This is a genomic window from Streptomyces durbertensis, from assembly GCF_014156695.1.
Classification (GTDB): Bacteria; Actinomycetota; Actinomycetes; order Streptomycetales; family Streptomycetaceae; genus Streptomyces; species Streptomyces durbertensis.
Genome location: NZ_WMLF01000013.1, coordinates 1 through 17,802 on the forward strand (window position 1 = coordinate 1; position 17,802 = coordinate 17,802).

The 17,802-nt window shown below is 72.9% G+C and carries 18 protein-coding genes and 1 riboswitch; of the genes, 8 read left to right on the plus strand and 10 right to left on the minus strand.

Features of this window, described 5'->3' with window-relative positions; all coding sequences use genetic code 11:
* Positions 1-235 precede the first annotated feature (235 nt).
* Positions 236-1,018, plus strand: coding sequence for a polysaccharide deacetylase family protein (locus GL263_RS01790; protein ID WP_438947899.1), 783 nt, complete (start codon positions 236-238; stop codon positions 1,016-1,018).
* Between the two features lie 121 nt (positions 1,019-1,139).
* Here GL263_RS01790 and GL263_RS01795 read toward each other — a convergent pair whose 3' ends face one another.
* From GL263_RS01795 to GL263_RS01840, 10 genes are all read right to left on the minus strand, one after another.
* A complete protein-coding gene (locus tag GL263_RS01795) occupies positions 1,140-1,892 on the minus strand; it encodes an LPXTG cell wall anchor domain-containing protein (RefSeq protein WP_182853764.1) in 753 nt (250 codons plus the stop codon).
* A gap of 275 nt (positions 1,893-2,167) precedes the next feature.
* Positions 2,168-2,995 carry a transglycosylase SLT domain-containing protein gene (locus tag GL263_RS01800; protein WP_182853741.1) on the minus strand — a complete coding sequence of 276 codons (828 nt, stop codon included), beginning with the start codon at positions 2,993-2,995 and terminating at the stop codon, positions 2,168-2,170.
* Between the two features lie 2 nt (positions 2,996-2,997).
* A riboswitch (cyclic di-AMP (ydaO/yuaA leader) is annotated at positions 2,998-3,168 on the minus strand.
* Between the two features lie 428 nt (positions 3,169-3,596).
* The gene (locus tag GL263_RS01805; protein ID WP_182853742.1) at positions 3,597-5,111 is read right to left on the minus strand and encodes a potassium/proton antiporter; all 1,515 of its coding nucleotides are present in this window, start codon (positions 5,109-5,111) and stop codon (positions 3,597-3,599) included.
* Between the two features lie 274 nt (positions 5,112-5,385).
* Positions 5,386-5,856, minus strand: coding sequence for a MarR family winged helix-turn-helix transcriptional regulator (locus tag GL263_RS01810; RefSeq protein WP_182853743.1), 471 nt, complete (start codon positions 5,854-5,856; stop codon positions 5,386-5,388).
* Positions 5,857-5,969: 113 nt separating this feature from the next.
* Complete coding sequence (locus GL263_RS01815; RefSeq protein WP_182853744.1) at positions 5,970-6,593, minus strand: DUF6879 family protein; 624 nt, start codon at positions 6,591-6,593, stop codon at positions 5,970-5,972.
* Between the two features lie 77 nt (positions 6,594-6,670).
* A complete protein-coding gene (locus GL263_RS01820; protein WP_182853745.1) occupies positions 6,671-7,024 on the minus strand; it encodes a helix-turn-helix domain-containing protein in 354 nt (117 codons plus the stop codon).
* A gap of 598 nt (positions 7,025-7,622) precedes the next feature.
* A complete protein-coding gene (locus GL263_RS01825; protein ID WP_182853746.1) occupies positions 7,623-7,940 on the minus strand; it encodes an SCO5918 family protein in 318 nt (105 codons plus the stop codon).
* Positions 7,941-8,034: 94 nt separating this feature from the next.
* Positions 8,035-9,552, minus strand: a complete 1,518-nt coding sequence (locus tag GL263_RS01830) for a DEAD/DEAH box helicase (protein WP_182853747.1) — start codon at positions 9,550-9,552, stop codon at positions 8,035-8,037.
* A gap of 233 nt (positions 9,553-9,785) precedes the next feature.
* Positions 9,786-9,992, minus strand: a complete 207-nt coding sequence (locus tag GL263_RS01835) for a cold-shock protein (RefSeq protein WP_182853748.1) — start codon at positions 9,990-9,992, stop codon at positions 9,786-9,788.
* Between the two features lie 266 nt (positions 9,993-10,258).
* Complete coding sequence (locus tag GL263_RS01840) at positions 10,259-10,714, minus strand: ATP-binding protein (RefSeq protein WP_182853749.1); 456 nt, start codon at positions 10,712-10,714, stop codon at positions 10,259-10,261.
* A 173-nt stretch (positions 10,715-10,887) separates the two neighbouring features.
* Between GL263_RS01840 and GL263_RS01845 the strand changes: the two genes are divergently transcribed.
* The 7 genes from GL263_RS01845 to GL263_RS01875 all read left to right on the plus strand — a co-directional run bounded on the left by GL263_RS01845 (position 10,888) and on the right by GL263_RS01875 (position 17,778).
* Complete coding sequence (locus GL263_RS01845) at positions 10,888-11,712, plus strand: hypothetical protein (RefSeq protein WP_182853750.1); 825 nt, start codon at positions 10,888-10,890, stop codon at positions 11,710-11,712.
* Positions 11,713-11,795: 83 nt separating this feature from the next.
* Positions 11,796-12,548, plus strand: a complete 753-nt coding sequence (locus GL263_RS01850; RefSeq protein WP_438947900.1) for a YcnI family copper-binding membrane protein — start codon at positions 11,796-11,798, stop codon at positions 12,546-12,548.
* 44 nt (positions 12,549-12,592) lie between these two features.
* Entirely contained in the window at positions 12,593-13,270 is a 678-nt protein-coding gene (locus GL263_RS01855; RefSeq protein WP_182853751.1) for an SCO family protein, read from the plus strand.
* Positions 13,267-13,830, plus strand: coding sequence for a copper chaperone PCu(A)C (locus GL263_RS01860; protein WP_182853752.1), 564 nt, complete (start codon positions 13,267-13,269; stop codon positions 13,828-13,830). Before GL263_RS01855 ends, GL263_RS01860 begins: the two co-directional genes overlap by 4 nt.
* A 29-nt stretch (positions 13,831-13,859) precedes the next feature.
* A complete protein-coding gene (locus GL263_RS01865; RefSeq protein ID WP_182853753.1) occupies positions 13,860-15,842 on the plus strand; it encodes a copper resistance CopC/CopD family protein in 1,983 nt (660 codons plus the stop codon).
* 59 nt (positions 15,843-15,901) lie between these two features.
* Entirely contained in the window at positions 15,902-17,215 is a 1,314-nt protein-coding gene (gene efeB / locus GL263_RS01870) for an iron uptake transporter deferrochelatase/peroxidase subunit (protein WP_182853766.1), read from the plus strand.
* A gap of 134 nt (positions 17,216-17,349) precedes the next feature.
* The gene (locus GL263_RS01875; protein ID WP_182853754.1) at positions 17,350-17,778 is read left to right on the plus strand and encodes an effector-associated constant component EACC1; all 429 of its coding nucleotides are present in this window, start codon (positions 17,350-17,352) and stop codon (positions 17,776-17,778) included.
* Positions 17,779-17,802 lie beyond the last annotated feature (24 nt).

Consider the following 17,802-nt stretch of genomic DNA (forward strand, 5'->3'; position numbering starts at 1 on the left):
GTTCTGAGGGATGACTTGCGGGCGGGTCGGCGCGTCTATCGTCGTACCGCCAGCGGGCGTCGCGAGCGTCGTCACGCCGAACGGGGATCCACGCCGGTACCGCCTCCGCCGCCGCTGTCTGCGCGCGCCGACCACGCGCGCATCCGAACTCCGGCTTCCGGGCCGCTTGTCGGGACCGCGCCCCGGGCCGGTCCCGTGCGACCCGTGGACTGCCGGCCGTGAAAGGGCGGTTGACGTGTTCTGGTGGAAGAACAAGCGGGTGCGGATCGCCGCGATCGTGTTGGCGGTGCTGGGCATCGGCTCCCTGGTCGCCTACCAGGTGATCAGCGCCCGGTGGGTGGACAGGATCTCGCCGGCCGAGGCGAGAGCGGCGGGCGGCGACGACGGCAAGCGGGGCGCGACCGGAGGGGTCGACTGCGAGAAGGCCAGGTGCGTGGCGCTGACCTTCGACGGAGGGCCCGGCCGGGACACCCCGGAGCTGCTGGACCTGCTCAAGCGGGAGGAGGTCCCCGCCACGTTCTTCCTGCTCGGCCGCAAGCACATCGAGCGCTACCCCGACACCGTGCGCCGGATAGCCGAGGAGGGCCACGAGGTCGCCAACCACACCTGGAACCACCCCCGGCTCACCGAGGTGTCGGCCGACGAGGTGCGCACCGAACTGACCCGCACGCAGAAGGCGATCGAGGACCTGACGGGCGTCACCCCGACCCTGATGCGCCCGCCGCAGGGCCGGACGAACAAGGACGTCTCGGAGATATGCCGCGAGCTGGGACTGGCGCAGATCCTGTGGAGCGTCACGGCGAAGGACTACTCGACGACCGACTCGGCCCTGATACGCAAGCGGGTGCTCGACCAGGTCGAGCGGGACGGGATCATCCTCCTGCACGACATCTACGACGGCACGGTCCCGGCGGTGCCGGGCATCATCAGCGAGCTGAAGGAGCGCGGCTACACCTTTGTCACCGTGCCGCAGCTGCTGGCGCCGGGGTCGGCGGAGCCGGGCAAGGTCTACCGCTGAGACCCGCGCCGAGGAGGAACGGCGGCGGGGAGGTGCCGGCGGACGGCACCTCCCCGCACACGTGTCGGCCGCGGACCGTGGGTCGGTCGCGAGCCGTGTGTCAGTCGCGGATGACCGCGGGTCAGTCGCGGACGGCGGACGTCGCGCGGCGGCGGCGCAGCGCGAGGTAGCCGCCGGCGCCGAGCAGCGCCGCGGCGGCGGCCGCGAGCGCGCCGACCGGGGCGCCGGCGCCGGTCTCGGCCAGGTCGCCGCCGCCACCGCCGCCCTGCGGCTTGTCACCGGCGGGCGCGCCCGGCGTGGGCTCGCCCGACGGGGCGGGCTTGTCGCCCGGGGTCTCGCCACCCGGCGTCTCCCCACCCGGCGTCTCGCCACCGGGGGTCTCGCCGCCCGGCGTCTCCTCACCCGGGGTCTCCTCGCCCGGCGTGGACCCGCTGGGCTCGGGCTCCGGCTCCTCGCCGCCCGGCGTGTCCTCGTCCTCGCAGTCCGACCAGAACACCTTGTGCTTGGCGGCGCCCTTCTGGCCCTCGAACTTCCAGTACAGCTTGTAGTGGCCGTCGGCCAGCTTGAGGTCCGAGCTGCGGCCGTGGCCCTTGTCGTCGAGGGTCAGCGTGCCCTCCTCGGCGAGCTTGTCCTTGACGCCGGTCGGGGGCATCTCGACGATCCGCCAGCTGACCTCCTGGACGGCGTCGAAGCCGAACGCGTCGAGGTAGAACTCGCAGACCTTGGGCTCGTTCTTGCGGAACTCCTCACCGGTGGAGGACTTGTGGATCTTCACGGTGCCGTTGTCGCCTGGGGCGGCGTACGCGGCGGGGGCGAGCAGCAGGGAGGCCGCCGTGGCAACGGAGACGGCGGCCACCGAGGAGCGGGTGCGCATGGGCATACCAACTTCACGTCAAAGGGGGAACACTGCGCGGGGGGTGAACCTCGCAGCATTCGCCGCTCGGAGCCGCCGGTCAACCGGTTGGCGCGCGCACCCACTCCATTGATACGCAGGCGCAACACTGGCTTCGCCACCGACGGGACGAGTTGGCACGACTTGCCGATTTTGTCCGCACACGACCGCCGCCGCGCCCGCCGGGGTTCGGCGGGCGCGGCGGCAGGTGTCGGTTTCCGGGACGGCCCCGGACGGCCCGGGTGCCCCGGGGCGGGTCAGTACGGGCCGTTGACGTTGTCGATGGAACCGTAGCGGGCCGCGGCGTAGTTGCAGGCGGCGACGATGTTGGCGACCGGGTCGTACTGGTCCTTCTTGGTCCCGGGCACGTGGTACGCGTCGAACGTCGGCTTGATCACCTGGAGCAGGCCCTTCGAGGGCACGCCGTTGCGGGCGTTGATGTCCCAGTTGTTGATCGCCCGGGGGTTGCCGCTGGACTCCCGCATGATGTTGCGGTGGATGCCCTGGTAGGTGCCGGGGATGTTGTTGGCCTTCATGATGTCCAGCGCCTCCCGGATCCAACCGTCGAGGTTGTTCGGGTAGCTCTTGGCGGCGGCGGGCGCGGTGCGGGCGGCGCTGCGGCTGGCGGCCGGCTTGGCCTGGGCGCGGTCGGCCGTCGCCCTGGCCTTGCTCGCACCGAGGCTCAGGCGCTGGCCGGGGAAGATCAGGCCCGGGTCGTCGCCGACGACCTTCTTGTTGGCCTGGTAGAGGGTCTGCCAACCGCCCTTGACCTTGTGGCTGGTGGCGATGCCGTGCAGGGTGTCGCCGCTGGCGACGGTGTAGCTGCCGGCGGCGGCCTTCGACTTCGCGGCCTTGGCGGCCTGAGCCGCCTTGGCGGCCTTGGCCTCGGCGGCCGCCTGGGGGGCGGCGGCCTGCGGGGCGGCGGCCTGCGGGGCGGCGACGGTCGCCGGCGCGGCGTTGGCGGTTCCGGCGGTGATCAGCGGCGCGGCCGCTGCCGCGCCACCGGCGGTGAGGGCGATGGAGACCTTGGAGACCTGACGGGAGACCAGGGGTTGACGCGGACGACGGTGACGGCCACGAGACATAGGTGTGTCCTCTCCTACGCCTGCGAGGTGAGCTGTCGGATTCGGGCTGGAGTTGCCCGGCCACTCCCGTCGCGCGCACGGCGCTCCGGGGGTGGCTTCACCCCAAGCCGGCCTGCGGACCTCCGCGGCACGGCACGTACCTGGTTCCCCCGCTCCCGCCGCGTTCGAGACTGCTGTCCGTGCCGACCGACCGGGCGGCGGGATTCGGCGTGCCGGTGGTAGGACCACCGCCATGGGGTGCGGTGGCGGGGCAACGTAAACACAACGGAAAAGCCGGCACAAGGAGTGGTAAGCGCGGGTGTCGGCGTTCGGACATGAACACGACGCGATTTCGGGACGGTACGCGGTTGATCCTGTTCCGAGCGTGAGGCGTGATCCGGAACGCGGTTTTCAACTTCCACTCTCACCTGCGCGTTTGACGGAACGACAGAAAATCAACGCGAAGTGCAATTGCACCGCGGGGAATTATGGTGTGACCCCGCCCACGCTCACTTCCGTGAGTGTTTTTACAACACCCAGCAGATCATTCACCAAACCATAGAGGGCAATACGGACATAGCCTGGATCGTCCGTTTTGCCGTTTCCCCGCGAGCGCCCGGACTCACACGTCCGGTTCCGGCTCCGGACGGCCGTCCTCCCCGAACCACCGCGCGAGCTTCCCGCGCCGACCGACGGCCCGCAGCCGCTGCTCCGCCGCCGCCCTGGTGTGCACGGTGGCGATCAGCAGCATCTCGTCCCCGGCGTGCAGCACCGTCTCCGGGCGCGGCACGAGCGGCACGCCGTCCCGCACGATCAGGCTGACCACCGCCGGCGCCGGCAGCCGCAGCTCGAACACCGTGACCCCGTGCAGTTTCGAACGCGGCGGGATGGTGAGCGTCAGCAGGTCGGCGTCGAGCACGTCCAGCGGCGCCGTCTCCACCTGCACCTCCCGCAGGTTGTCCGTGCGGGTCAGCCCGAGCAGGCGGGCCGCCGCCGGCAGGGTGGGCCCCTGGAGCAGGGTGAACGCGACGACCAGAACGAAGACGATGTTGAGCAGGTCCCGCGCTCCCTCCACCCCGGCCACGATCGGGAAGGTCGCCAGCACGATCGGCACCGCGCCGCGCAGCCCGGCCCAGGAGATGAACGTCTGCTCCCGCCACGGCACCCGGAACGGCGTCAGGCACAGCACCACCGACAGCGGGCGGGCGACAAGCAGCAGGACAAGGCCGGCACCGAGCGCCGGCAGCACCGCCTTCGGCAGTTCGCTCGGCGTCACCAGCAGGCCGAGCATCACAAAAAGCCCGATCTGCGCCAGCCAGCCGGCGCCCTCCGCGAACGACCGGGTCGCCGCCCGGTGCGGCAGCGTGGAGTTCCCCAGCACCAGCGCGGCGAGGTAGGCGGCGATGATGCCGCTGGCCTGCGCCGCGCCCGCCGCCGCGAACGCGGTGATGCCGAAGCCGACCGCCGCCAGCGGGTACAGGCCGCTGGCCGGCAGCGCGATGCGCCGCAGCGCCACCGAGCCGAGCCAGCCGATCAGCAGGCCGACGCTCGCCCCGACCGCCAACTGGTAGACGACGTCCGCCACCACCCGCCCGGGCGCGGGCAGTTCGGCGGCCGCCGTGCTGAACACCAGCACCAGGATGATCGCGGGTGCGTCGTTGAAGCCGGACTCCGCCTCCAGCAGGCCGGTCACCCGCCTCGGCAGCGGCAGCGACCGCAGCACGGCGAACACCGCCGCCGCGTCCGTGGAGGCGACGATCGCGCCGAGCAGCAGCGCGAGGTGCCAGTCGAGACCGAGCAGCAGATGGGCACCGGTGGCCAGCGCGAGCACGGAGACGGTCACGCCCACCGTGGCCATCACCCCGGCAGGCAGCAGCAGCAGCCGCACGGTCGACCACTGCGTGGTGAGGCCACCCTCGACGAGGATCACCGCGAGCGCGGCGGCGCCGAGCGCCTGCGCGAGCTGCATGTCGTCGAACGGCAGGCCGAAACCGTCCTCGCCGAGCAGCACCCCCACCCCGAGGAACAGCAGCAGCGCCGGCAGGCCGACCCGGTGCGCGACGCGCGCGGCCGCGATGCTGGCCAGCAGCACCACACCGCCCACCAGCAGCACCTGGTACAGCGTCGCCAACGTCACCGCACGCCTCCCGCCTCCGTCGACACCGTCCCGCGGCGGAGCCGGGCCAAAACCGACTTCCCGCCCATCATGCCCTAATCGGGACGCGCCGCCCCCTCGTCGCCGCTCCGAGAAACCACGAGGCCACCCGTCGACCGACGGCCCAACCGAGCGCCCCGACCGACAGCCCCGCCGCCCCCGACGGAACCACAGACACGGAACGGCCGGTGACCCGGCCCCCTCACCCGCGAGGAAGCCGGCCCACCGGCCGGGCGGAACCGCACACGCGGGCCGTTCAGAGCCGCCGCACGTCGGCCCCCGCGTTGTGCATCATCCGCTGCAGCACCTTCAGCGTCGCCAGGTACTCCTCGTCCGAGATCCCCGCGTGCACCTTCTCCCGGCTCTCCTGCTGCGTCCTCGCCGCACGCCCGTGCAACTCCCGGCCCTCGTCGGTGATCCGCAGGCGGCCGCCCTCCTCCTCGACGCCGACCTCCTCGACGAGCAGCCCCCGCTCCACGAGCAGGTCGATGTCCTGGACGAGTCCGGCGCCCACGTCGAGGTTGTCCCGCTGGGCGGCGACCACCTCGTCGCGGGTGGCGCCGCCCCCGCTCAGCAGTACCTGGTGCAGCACCCACCACTGGGGCTGGGTGATCCCGATCGCCGCGAGCCGGCCCCTGACGTACGCCATCAGCGTCTTGTTGGCCGCCCACGTCCAGTACCCGACCGGCTGCTTCACCAGTTGCCCGTCCTCGTGCGAGTAGCGCATGCCCGGCTGACCCTCCTCGAGTCGGTCCCGTGGGTCGGGACCGTCACGGCGAACCTAGGAGTTCAAGTCCGATGGAGGTCAACCGCGGAAACGCGCCACCCGGCTGGCCGGATCTACCGGTCGCCGGTGGGCGCCGGGAGGGGCGCGATCTCCCGGTCGAAGTAGCTCCCCAGGTCCTCTCCGGCGGCGTACAGGTCGCGGAGGAACGCCCGGGACCGTTCGACGGCCTCCGGGTCGGTGTACCGCGTGGCGCCGTCCGGCACGCCCTCGTCGGTGTAGTCGAGGACGTACACGGCCTCGGCCCCCAGCACGCACAGCTCGGGCAGCGGCGCCGTGTCCTCGTGCCCGGCGACGCGGTCGGCTTCGAGCACCGAGACCCGCTCCCCGTACGCGTACTTCACCCGCAGGACGTTCAGCTCCCACTGCACGTACGGCGTGACGGGCCGTTCGACGATCCGCACCCGGTGGTGGCCGAAGCCGGACTCCCCGATCCTGTCGAAGTACTCCTCGTACTCCGGGCGCAGCTCCTCGACCAGCCGCAGCGACTCCGCCCAGTCACCGCGGCGGAACGCCAGCCAGCTCGGGAAGTCGCCCTCGTCGTAGTGCTGCATCCGTTCGAGCTTCCAGAAGCCTTCGGCGCCGATCCGCCAGAAGCGTTCCATGAAGTCGGGTGTGTACGCGGCCTGTGCGAGCCGCGCGCCGTCCGCACCGCCGACGAGCTCCTTCATGATCCCCATGAGGGGATCGAAGCAGACCGCGCGATCTCCCGGCACGCCCACTTCGCGCCATTCGGCGCGGAGTCGCACCCCGGCGATCAGCTCGGTCCGGTGGCGGGGCCGTCGGACGCCTCGCCCGCCGCCCGGCGGTACTCGGCGTTGATGCGCTGCGCTTCCTCCAGCTGGTCCTCGAGGATGATGATGCGGCAGGCGGCCTCGATCGGGGTGCCCCGGTCCACGAGCTCGCGGGCGCGGGCGGCGATCCGCAGCTGGTAACGGGAGTACCGGCGGTGCCCGCCCTCCGAGCGGAGCGGGGTGATCAGACGGGCCTCGCCGAGGGCCCGGAGGAAGCCCGGGGTGGTGCCGAGCATCTCGGCGGCCCGCCCCATGGTGTACGCGGGGTAGTCGTCGTCGTCAAGACGATCACTGAGTGGAGTGTTTGCTGCTGCCATGTCACCTCGTCGTGCGCAACGCGTCGAGAGGCCCTGGTGCCGTACGGCACCAGGGCCCCGAAGGAAATGAAACACCATCTGTCGGCCTTCGTGCTCTGCCGACCTTCTGTTGTCCGCTATCCGGTCCGACAAGGGGAGGGATGCGGGGATCGCGACTGCGTAACCGGGGACCACCATCCAATCGGGGGTCTTGCGGCACCCGACCGAGTGCTACCCGGGCCGGGCGATCCTGATGGCGTCTGCTCCTCCGTCCTTGCTCGGTGCCGTTGGCGGCCCCTCGACCTGCGGGCCGCCCGGTGCGGCTCTCCACTCCGTCGCCGTGCTGTGAAGACCTCGGCCTCGGAGCTCCGGAGCCGCACCGATCTGCGAACTTCTGGTACTGCTACCCGGCAGTTCGTGTCTGCCGGTCTCACTTGACCTTTCCGACAAGAAGAAGGCTAACCACCTCGGACGGCAATGTCTACTCTGACAAGAGCAGATTTCCTGTGCTCGCCTTCGTCGGCAAGGCCGTGAGACGACCGGAGACGTGGTGAGGGCCCGACCGAAGCGCTTCGGTCGGGCCCTCACCACGTCTGGGGAACGGTTCTGCCGCCCGCCCTCACACCGCGGGGGCGGCGGTCGCACCTCCCAGGAGCGCCGAGGCGTTCTGGAGCGCGGTGGGGGCGGCCACCGGCGGGGCCACGGAATCCTGGTGACAGGTGAAGCCGAGGCGCGTCAGCGCCCGGACGACCTCACCGCTGGAGAAGTCGCGGCGGTCCTGACCGGTGATGACCTGGCCGACCTGCTTGACCGGGTAGCGGCGACGTCCGATCGTGACGGACTCGCCGGTGACGGGCTCGGGCGCGACGCCCGCCATGGACGCCAGTACGTCACTCTTGGTCAGCTCGAACGGGTACCGGGCGATGACACAGCGCATCTTTGCCTCACAGGAAGGAAGAAGGAAGAACGGGCGGACGGGGCGGATGGATCAGCGGGCGAGGAGGACGTCCCGCACCCGGACCCGGTCGGTTTCAGCGGCTCTGGGCGGCCGCGCCGAGACCGGGGCGCCGCTGCCCCCTGCGTCGGCCCGCTTCACCGCCGGCCGCGTCCTGACCGCTGCGGCCCCGGCCCGGACGACTCCGCCGGCCCCGAGTGCCCGGGGACGAGGAGGACCCGCCCCGGGAGCGCTCCCCGGCCGGCGGGGTGATGACCACCGGCACCCCTGACGGGGCCTGGGCACCGGTGATGCGGCTCAGCTCCGCCTCGCCCGAACGCACCTGGGCGATCCGGGGGGTGATGCCCGCCGAGGCCATCAGCCGGCTCATGTCGCGACGCTGGCCGGGGGTCACCAGGGTGACGACGCTGCCGGACATGCCGGCCCGGGCCGTCCGACCGCCGCGGTGCAGGTAGTCCTTGTGGTCCCCGGGCGGGTCCACGTTGACGACCAGGTCGAGATCGTCGACGTGGATGCCGCGCGCCGCGACGTTGGTCGCCACCAGTACCGTCACATGGCCGCTCTTGAACTGCTCCAGGGTCCGGGTGCGCTGCGGCTGGGACTTGCCGCCGTGCAGGGCCGCGGCGCGGACACCGCTGCTCAGCAGGTGTGTGGCCAGCCGGTCCACCGCGTGCTTGGTGTCGAGGAACATGATCACTCGGCCGTCGCGTGCGGCGATCTCCGTGGTCGTCCGGTGCTTGTCCGCGTCGTGCACGTGGAGTACGTGGTGCTCCATCGTGGTGACCGCGCCCGCCGACGGGTCGACGGAGTGCACCACCGGGTCCGTCAGGTAGCGGCGGACCAGCAGGTCGACGTTGCGGTCGAGGGTCGCCGAGAAGAGCATCCGCTGCCCGTCCGGACGCACCTTGTCGAGCAGTGCGGTGACCTGGGGCATGAAGCCCATGTCGGCCATCTGGTCGGCCTCGTCGAGCACCGTGACGGCGACGTCGGTCAGCCGGCAGTCGCCCCGCTCGATCAGGTCCTGGAGCCGCCCGGGTGTCGCGACGACCACCTCGGCCCCGGAGCGCAGCGCCCCGGCCTGCCGGCCGATGGACATCCCGCCGACGACGGTGGCCAGCCGCAGGCTCACCGAGCGGGCGTAGGGGGTGAGCGCGTCGGTGACCTGCTGGGCGAGTTCGCGCGTGGGGACGAGGACGAGGGCGAGCGGCTGCCGGGGCTCGGCACGCCGCCCGGCGGTCCGGGCCAGTACGGCGAGGCCGAAGGCGAGCGTCTTGCCCGAGCCGGTGCGGCCCCGGCCGAGTACGTCGCGACCGGCCAGGGAGTTCGGCAGGGTCGCCGCCTGGATCGGGAACGGCACGGTCACGCCCTCGTGGCCCAGCGTGGCGAGCAGCCGCGCGGGCATGGCCAGGTCGGCGAACGACTCGGCCGCGGGCAGTGCGGGCGTGATCGTCTTCGGCGGCGCGAACTCGCCCTGTACGGGCCGTCGCGCCGGTCGGCCTCCGTAGCCGTTGGCGCGGCGCGGGCCACCGGAGCGATTGCCTCCGGCGCCTCCTCCGAAGCGGTCATATGTACGGGATGTGTGGGCACGCTTCATGCGGAACCTTCCTTGACGGGGCGCGTAGCAAGGGGTTCCCGCAGCGGATGAGCGGCGCAGAGAATCTCGAGACGAGCCGAATACGATGAGGGCCGGGACGGGGTGACGGAAAACAGAACCGGTCACCGGTCGGCGATGCGGCGGGGCCTTTCCGTAAGCCGGAAACGCGGCGAGCCGGGGCCCGCACCCCAGAGGTGCGGGCCCCGGCTGCGGAGTACGCGTCAGCGCCGGTGTCAGGCGGGAACGATGTTCTCGGCCGTCGGGCCCTTCTGGCCCTGCGCGATGTCGAAGGACACCTTCTGGCCTTCCTGGAGCTCACGGAAGCCCTGGGTGGCGATGTTCGAGTAGTGGGCGAAGACGTCGGGGCCGCCGCCGTCCTGCTCGATGAAGCCGAAGCCCTTTTCGGCGTTGAACCACTTCACGGTGCCGTTGGTAGCCATGTTCGTTTCTCCTTCGGAGACGGTTTCAGCAATTCACTCTCTGCGAATCGCGTGTCGCCGTGATGATTAGTCCGTCGGAAATGAACCCTCTGGCAACCACACCTGCAACTGATGTCGACAGTAGCACGCCATGACCGGCCCTGCACGGAAGGCGATTCCTCACCTCCCGCCAGTCGAGGAATACTCGCCGACCCTCGCGCCTATTTCTCATTCGGCGAGCACAGATATTGCTCCTCGGCGGGCGCGTTCTTCCTCGCGCACGGACGTCACGAGACCTTCAGCAGGGCGTCTTCGCGCCACTTGAGGATCTTGTCGAAGCTGACCACCGCGCCGTCGCCCGGGCGGTTGCGGAAGCGGGCGTGGTCGGAGAGCGCCTCGATGAGGTGGAGGCCGCGACCGCTCTCGGTGTCGACGGGGGCGGCACGGGGCTTCTCCGCCGGATGCGGCGAGACGGGGGCGGGGAAACCCGGCCCGTGGTCGGCGACCTCGATGCGGCACATGTCGCCGTCGAGGAAGGCGGTGACGCGGTACTGGTCGGTGCGGCGGTCGGTGGCGCCGCCGTGCTCGACGGCGTTGGCGCACGCCTCGGACAGCGCGAGGGAGAGTTCGTAGGCGATGTCCTCGTCGACACCGGCGGTCTCCATCGTGCCGAGCAGGAGGCGTCTGGCGAGCGGGACGCTCGCCGCCTCGCGACGCAGGTGCAGGGACCACCAGATGCTCATGCTCCAGCCTCCCGGCTGCGGTCGGTCACACCGTGGCTCGACATACCGTTACGTATTGCCCTTCTCGACCACGCGTAAGCCTGGGGTTGACGTCGTGGCGCTCGTTTGGCGGATGCGTGACGGCGACGGCCGGGTGTAGTCGGTGTGTGTGGCGATGAGATGATGTGGGCGCCATGTACGTGCCCGTCGTGCGCGCGAGCGCAGGTCTGCGACTGCTGAGGGCCGCGGTCTTCACCGCGGCCTGTGTCGCGTTGTCCGCCGCCGCGCACCTGGTGGCGGGCGGTGGCGCGGTGCCGCTGTGGACGCTGGGTGTCGCGGTCGCGGCGGTGTTCGCCGTCGCGGCGCCGCTGGCCGGCCGGGAACGCGCGCTGCCGGGCATCGCCGCCGGACTGGCCCTCGGCCAAGTGGCCCTGCACACGCTGTTCACCACCGGGCACCTGCTCGCCGCCCGCGGCTCCCGTGACGACGGCCGGCTGATCGAACTCGCCCGCGGCCTGCTCTGCGGCGAGCGGGCGGCGGCACTGAGCCTGCCGCAGGCCCGCGCCGTCCTCGCCGACGCCGGACTCGGCCACCACGCCTCGGCCGCCGCGCACACCACGGCCGACCCGCAGCTGGCCTTCTCGGTGCTGGACTGCGTGCGGTTCGCGGTGCGCGGCGCCCTCGCGACGGCCACCGGCCCGATGCTGCTGGGCCACCTGGCCGCCGCGGTGGCGGCCGGCTGGCTGCTGCGCCGCGGTGAGGCGGCGCTGTGGCGGCTGGTGCGGCTGTCGGTGCTGGTCGTGGACGGCGTGCTCGGCGAGTTGTCGCTGCGCGCGCTGCGGGACGCGCTGGCCTGGGCCCGGGCGCTGGTCGCGCTGCGGGCGGGCGACACACCGGCGCGGGTCGGGCGCGCCGAGGAGGACGGGAGCCGTACGCCGCCGGAGCCGGAGGCGCTGCGGCACGCGGTGGTACGTCGCGGACCGCCCGCCCGCCGGCAGGACTTCGCGCCGACGGCCTGACGCGCCACCCGGGTACCGGGATGCGCGGCCGTGCCGTGTTTCATCCCATTCCGCCACATATGTGGAGTACCCAGAACATGTGGATTCCCATGCATCGGGCGGCGACGACTCTCGGAGTGAGCGCGTTCGCCGTGCTCGCGCTCGCCGGTCCCGCCCTCGCGCACGTCACCGTGGACCCCGCCCAGGCACCCGCCGGCGGCTACGCCACGATCAACTTCAAGGTGCCCAACGAGCGCGACAACGCCTCGACGACCCGCCTGGAAGTCACCCTGCCCACCGACCAGCCGCTCACCTCGGTCATGCCGGAACCGGTGCCGGGCTGGGAGGTGAAGGTCGACAAGGGCCGGCTGGACAAGCCGCTGGAGAGCCACGGCCGGAAGATCGACGAGGTCCCCGTCAAGATCACCTGGTCGGGCGGCAGCATCGACCCGGGCACCTTCCAGCGCTTCCCCGTCTCCGTCGGGCGGCTGCCCGAGGACGCCGACCGGCTGGTCTTCAAGGCGGTGCAGACGTACGACAACAAGGAGGTCGTGCGCTGGATCGAGGTACCGGACGGGGACACCGAACCGGACAACCCGGCACCCGTGCTCGCCCTCGGCGAGCCGGCCGCGGACCACCACGGCGGCGGCGCGCACTCCGGCGACTCGGCGGACGCCCGCGACGCGAAGGACACCCGGTCCGGCGACGCGCCGCAGAAGGAAGCAGCCGCGAGCGACGTCACCGCGAGCGACCCGACCGCCCGGCTCCTCGCCGGGATCGGCATCGCCGCCGGTGTCGGCGGCATCGCCTTCGGCGTGCTGGCCGGCCGCCGCCGGACGGGCGCGGAGAAGTCGTGACGGCCCATCACCGACCACCCCACGGAAGACGAGGGAGACCTCCCATGCGATCCACCACCGCGCACACCCGCCGCCGCGCCGGTCTGGCCCTGGCGCTCGCGGCGGCGCTGGCCGTCGGCGCCACCGCCTGCGGCTCGGACGGCGGCTCCACGTCCGGCACCCCGGCCGCCGAGGCGTCCAAGGGCACCGACGGCAAGCAGGGCGTCGTCCTCGACCGGCCCTTCGAGAAGCCCGACATGATCCTCACCGACACCGACGGCGAGGAGTTCGACCTGATCGAGGAGACCAAGGGCAAGCCGACGCTCGTCTACTTCGGCTACACCAACTGCCCGGACGTCTGCCCGCTGACGATGAGCAACATCGCCTTCGCCAGGTCGCAGCTCCCGAAGGCCGACCAGGACAAGCTCCAGGTCGTCTTCGTCACCTCCGACCCGGAGCGGGACACCCCGGAGGAACTCGGCAAGTGGCTGAAGAGCGCCGCCCCCGGCAGCATCGGCCTGACCGGGGACTTCGACACCATCCAGGCCGGCGCGCGTTCCGTCGGCGTCGCCATCGAGCCCTCCTTCAAGGAGAAGAACGGCGACATCGTCTCGACCCACGGCTCCCAGGTGTTGTTCTTCTCCCCGAAGGACGACCGGGCCCACGTCCTCTACACCGAGGGCGTGACCGCCGAGACGTTCGAGAAGGACTTCCCCAAGCTCATCAAGGGAGAGAACCCGTGACCCGCCGCACCACCCGCACCGTCCTGCCCGCCGCGCTCGCCCTGACCGGCGCGCTGCTGCTGAGCGCCTGCGGCGGCTCCGACGACGGCGACCGCCCGGCCGCCGGGGACACCACCGCCGCGGCGCTGCCGAAGCTGAAGGCCACCGGCGCCTTCGTCCCCGAACCGCTCGACCGGAAGGCCGCCGGCGGCTTCCTCACCGTCACCAACTCCGGTGACGCCGCCGACAAGCTGCTCTCCGCGACCAGCGACGTCTCCGACGACGTGCAGATCCACGAGGTCGTCGACAACAAGATGCGGCAGGTCGACTCCTTCGACGTGCCCGCCAACGGGGAGTTGAAGCTGGAGCGCGGGGGAAACCACCTGATGTTCATGGAGCTCAAGCGCGACCTCGCCGAAGGCGACACCGTCAAGGTCGAGCTGCGCTTCGAGAAGTCCGCGCCGATCAAGCTGGACGTGCCCGTCAGGCCCCGGACGCACACCGCCGAGACCGCCGAGGAGGACGGCGGCCACGACAGCCACGGTGACCACGGCGGCGACAGCGGCCACGACGGCCACTGACCGCGCTCCCCGCCCCCTCTGGAGGTCCGATGCCCGCCACCGCGCCCCGCGTCACGCTCCGGCCGCTCCTCGCGGCCGCGGCGCTGCTGCTCGCGGTGCTCGGCGTGCTCGCCGGCGCCCCGCCGGCCGCCGCGCACTCGTCGCTGACCGGCAGCGAACCGGCGCAGGGCGCGGTGGTGGCGTCGGCCCCCACGACGGTCACCCTCGGCTTCTCCGAACAGGTCGCGCTGGACGGGGACTCGATCAAGGTCCTCGCGCCGGACGGGGAACGCGTCGACACCGGCGAGATCCAGGACCTGTGCAGCCCGGGACGCGTCCGGTACGGAGTGCCGCTGCGCGCCGACGTGCCCGACGGCACGTACACCGTCGCCTGGCGGGCCGTGTCGGCGGACAGCCACCCCGTCTCGGGCGCGTTCACCTTCTCGGTCGGCGCGCCGTCGGAGACGTCGGTCGTGCTGCCGGAACGGCAGGTCGGCGCCGGGCCGGTCGCGACGGCGTACGACGTGGCGCGGTTCGCCGCGTACGGCGGCCTGCTGCTGCTGGTCGGCGGGGCCGGCTTCGCGCTGCTCGCCTGGCGTGACGCGGCGGGGTCGCGCCCGGTGCAGCGGCTGGTGGTGGCGGGCTGGTCGACGCTCACCACGGCCACCGTCGCGCTGCTGCTGCTGCGCTACCCGTTCACCACCGGCGGCGGCTTCGCCGACGCGTTCGACCTGGGCGGGCTGCGGTCGGTGCTGGACACCAGGACGGGGACGGCGCTGCTGGCCCGGCTGCTGCTGCTCGGGGTGGCCGCGCTTTGTGTCGGCGCGCTGTTCGGCCCCTTCAACCGCCGGCCGGCGGCGGGCGGGAAGCGGGAGGAACGCGGCGGGTCCACCGGGTTCGCCGGGCTGCTGCTCGGCGGGTCGCTGACGGCCGTCGGGCTGGCCGCCACCTGGGCGGCGGCCGAACACGCCTCCGCCGGGCGGCAGATCGCCGTGGCGATCCCGGTCGCCGTCGCCCATCTGCTCGCCGTCGCGCTGTGGTGGGGCGGTCTCGCCGCGCTGCTGGTGGCGCTGCGGGGCGGCGCGCCGGTGCCGCGCGAGGCCGCGCGGCGGTTCTCCACCGTCGCGACGCTGTGTGTGCTGACACTGGTCGTCACGGGCGCCTACCAGTCCTGGCGGCAGGTCGGCGGCTGGTCGGCGCTCACCGGCACGGAGTACGGGCGGCTGCTGCTCGGCAAGCTGGCACTGCTGGCACTGCTGCTGGTCGCCGCCTGGTACTCCCGTCGCTGGACCCACCGCCTCGGCGAGCCCGCCGCCGAGGCCACCACCGAGCTCGCCGCCCAGGCCACCGCCGTGCCCGCGGCCGAGAGCGCCGCCGACGCCCGGCGGGAGGACGCGGCCGCGGAACGTGCGGAAGCGCTCACCGCGCCGGCCACCGGCCCGGCGGCCGGCGTCGCGGACGAACCGGACCCCGAGCGACGGGCGCAGCTGGCCCGTCAGGCGGCGGCCGTGGCGTCGGCGCGGCAACGGCGGGAGCGGGACGCCGACCCCGAGCGCGCCGGGCTGCGCCGCACGGTGCTCGTCGAGGCGGGGATCGCGGTGGTGCTGCTGGCGGTGACGACGTTGCTGACCGGGACCGAGCCGGCCCGCACCGAGGCCGCCTCGCGGGAGGTGGGCGGCCCCGCCGTGCCGGACCGCCCGGTGTCGCTCTCGGTGCCGTTCGACACCGGCGGCCCCGACGGCCGCGGCACCGCCCGGATCGACCTGGACCCCGGTCGGGTCGGCCCCAACACCCTGCACGTGCGGACGGACGTGGACGCGGAGGAGGTCAGGGTGGCGTTCACCCTGCCGAGCCGCGACCTGGGGCCGCTGTCGGTCTCGCCGGAGCCGTTCGGCGAGGGCGCGGAGGCACGGCGGCACTGGACGGCCGAGGACGTGCGGCTCCCGCTGCCCGGCGAGTGGCGGATCGCCGTCACCGTGCGCACCTCGGACGTGGACCAGGTGACCGAGACGACGGACGTGCGGATCGGCTGATGAGTACAGACGCCCCACGCGGCACACGCGGGAAGAGACCGGAAGAGAAGCGGGACGAGATGTCGGACGAGAAGGCGACCACCACCGAGGCCGAGCCGCCGCGCACGCGGGACCGGGAGGAGGCGGGCGGCGGCACGACGCTGTCGCTCTCCCGCCGCCGCCTGCTGGGCACGGTCGGCGCGGCCGGCGCCGGCGGGCTCGCGCTGGGCGCCAGCGGCGGCGCGCTCGCGCTCTCCCAGGGCCGCGACCCGGTGACCCCGCTGGCCAGCGTGGGCACCGGACGGCACACCTTCCACGGCACCCACCAGCCCGGCATCGTCGAACCCGGGCAGGCGCACGGCCATCTCGCCGCCTTCGACCTCGTGCCGGGCGCCGGCCGGAGGGAGGCCGCGGCGCTGCTGCGGCGCTGGTCCGCGGCGGCCGCCGCGCTGATGGCGGGCGAGCCCGTCGAGGGCGTGGCGGCGACCGGGATCGCCGACGACGCCGGCCCGTCCTCGCTGACCGTGACGTTCGGCTTCGGAGCCTCCTTCTTCGACCGGACGGGCCTCGCCGACCAGCGGCCGGCGGCGCTCGAACCGCTGCCGGAGTTCTCGGCGGACGAGTTGGACGGCCGGCGCTCCAACGGCGACCTGTGGGTGCAGGTCGCCGCCGACGACGGGCTGGTCGCCTTCGACGCGCTGCGGGTGCTCCAGCGGGAGACCGGCCGGGCGGCCCGCCTGCGCTGGCAGATGACCGGTTTCAACCGCACGCCGGGCGCCACCGACCGGCCGCGCACCGCGCGCAACCTGATGGGCCAGGTCGACGGGACCAACAACCCGCGCCCCGAGGACGACGACTTCGACAGGCACGTCTTTGTCCCGCGCGGCGGTGACCGGCGCAGCCCGGCGTGGATGGAGCACGGCTCGTACGCCGTCGTGCGCCGCATCCGGATGCTGCTGGACGAGTGGGACAAGCAGAGCCTGGAGCAGCAGGAGCGGGTGATCGGCCGCCGCAAGTCGGACGGCGCGCCGCTGTCCGGCGGCGACGAGCGCACCCCGCTGGACCTGGAGAAGACCGACGCGCGCGGGCGGCTGCTGGTGCCGTTCAACGCGCACGCCAGGGTCTCCGCGCCGGAGACCAGCGGCGGGGCGACGATGCTGCGCCGGCCGTTCTCCTACCACGACGGCTTCCTGCCGGACGGCGCCCCGGACGCGGGCCTGCTGTTCGTCGCCTGGCAGGCGGACCCCCAGCGGGGCTTTGTCCCGGTGCAGCGGAAGCTGGACCGGGGGGACGCGCTGTCCCGGTTCGTCCGGCACGAGGCGAGCGCGCTGTTCGCCGTGCCGGGTGGCGCCCCGGAAGGCGGCTACGTGGGCCAGCCGTTGCTGGAGGGGTAGGACGGGCCGGGCTTTCCTCCCCGCGTTTCCGGACGGTCTCGACCTGACCGCTGTTCAGTGAAACCGGCCACCGGCCGGCCGCGACGCTGGCATGCTGCGGTACCGCCAGCGTTCTGCCGTGGGGGGTTGGGGAGATGGAAGCGCGGGAAAGGCATGTCGTCGCCGGTGTCCGGTCGGACGGCGGCGTCCACTCGGCGTCGGACCTCCGGGACCACCTGGTGACGTTCCCGGAGCTGCGGCCGCACGTCGGGCTGCGCCGGGACGTGCCGGGCGACCGGGGGCCGGGGGACCTGCTGGACCTCGTGGTGATCGGTTCGGCGGCGCTGGTGCCGCCGACCGTGGAACTGCTGGGACGGGTGCTGACCGAGTGGCTGCGGGGGCGGCACGGCCGGGCGGACGTCGAGGTCCCGCTGCCGGGCTACCGGCCGCTGAAGATGCAGAACATACCGCTGCGCGGGATGACGCGGGAGGAGTTCGAGGGCTACACGGAGCTGGTGGTCCGACGGCTGGTGCTGGCCGGCCCGGGCGGCGGAGGCGGCGGGGGTGTTCCGCCCCTCGGATAACGGGCCCCGCCGGGCGCCGCGGCT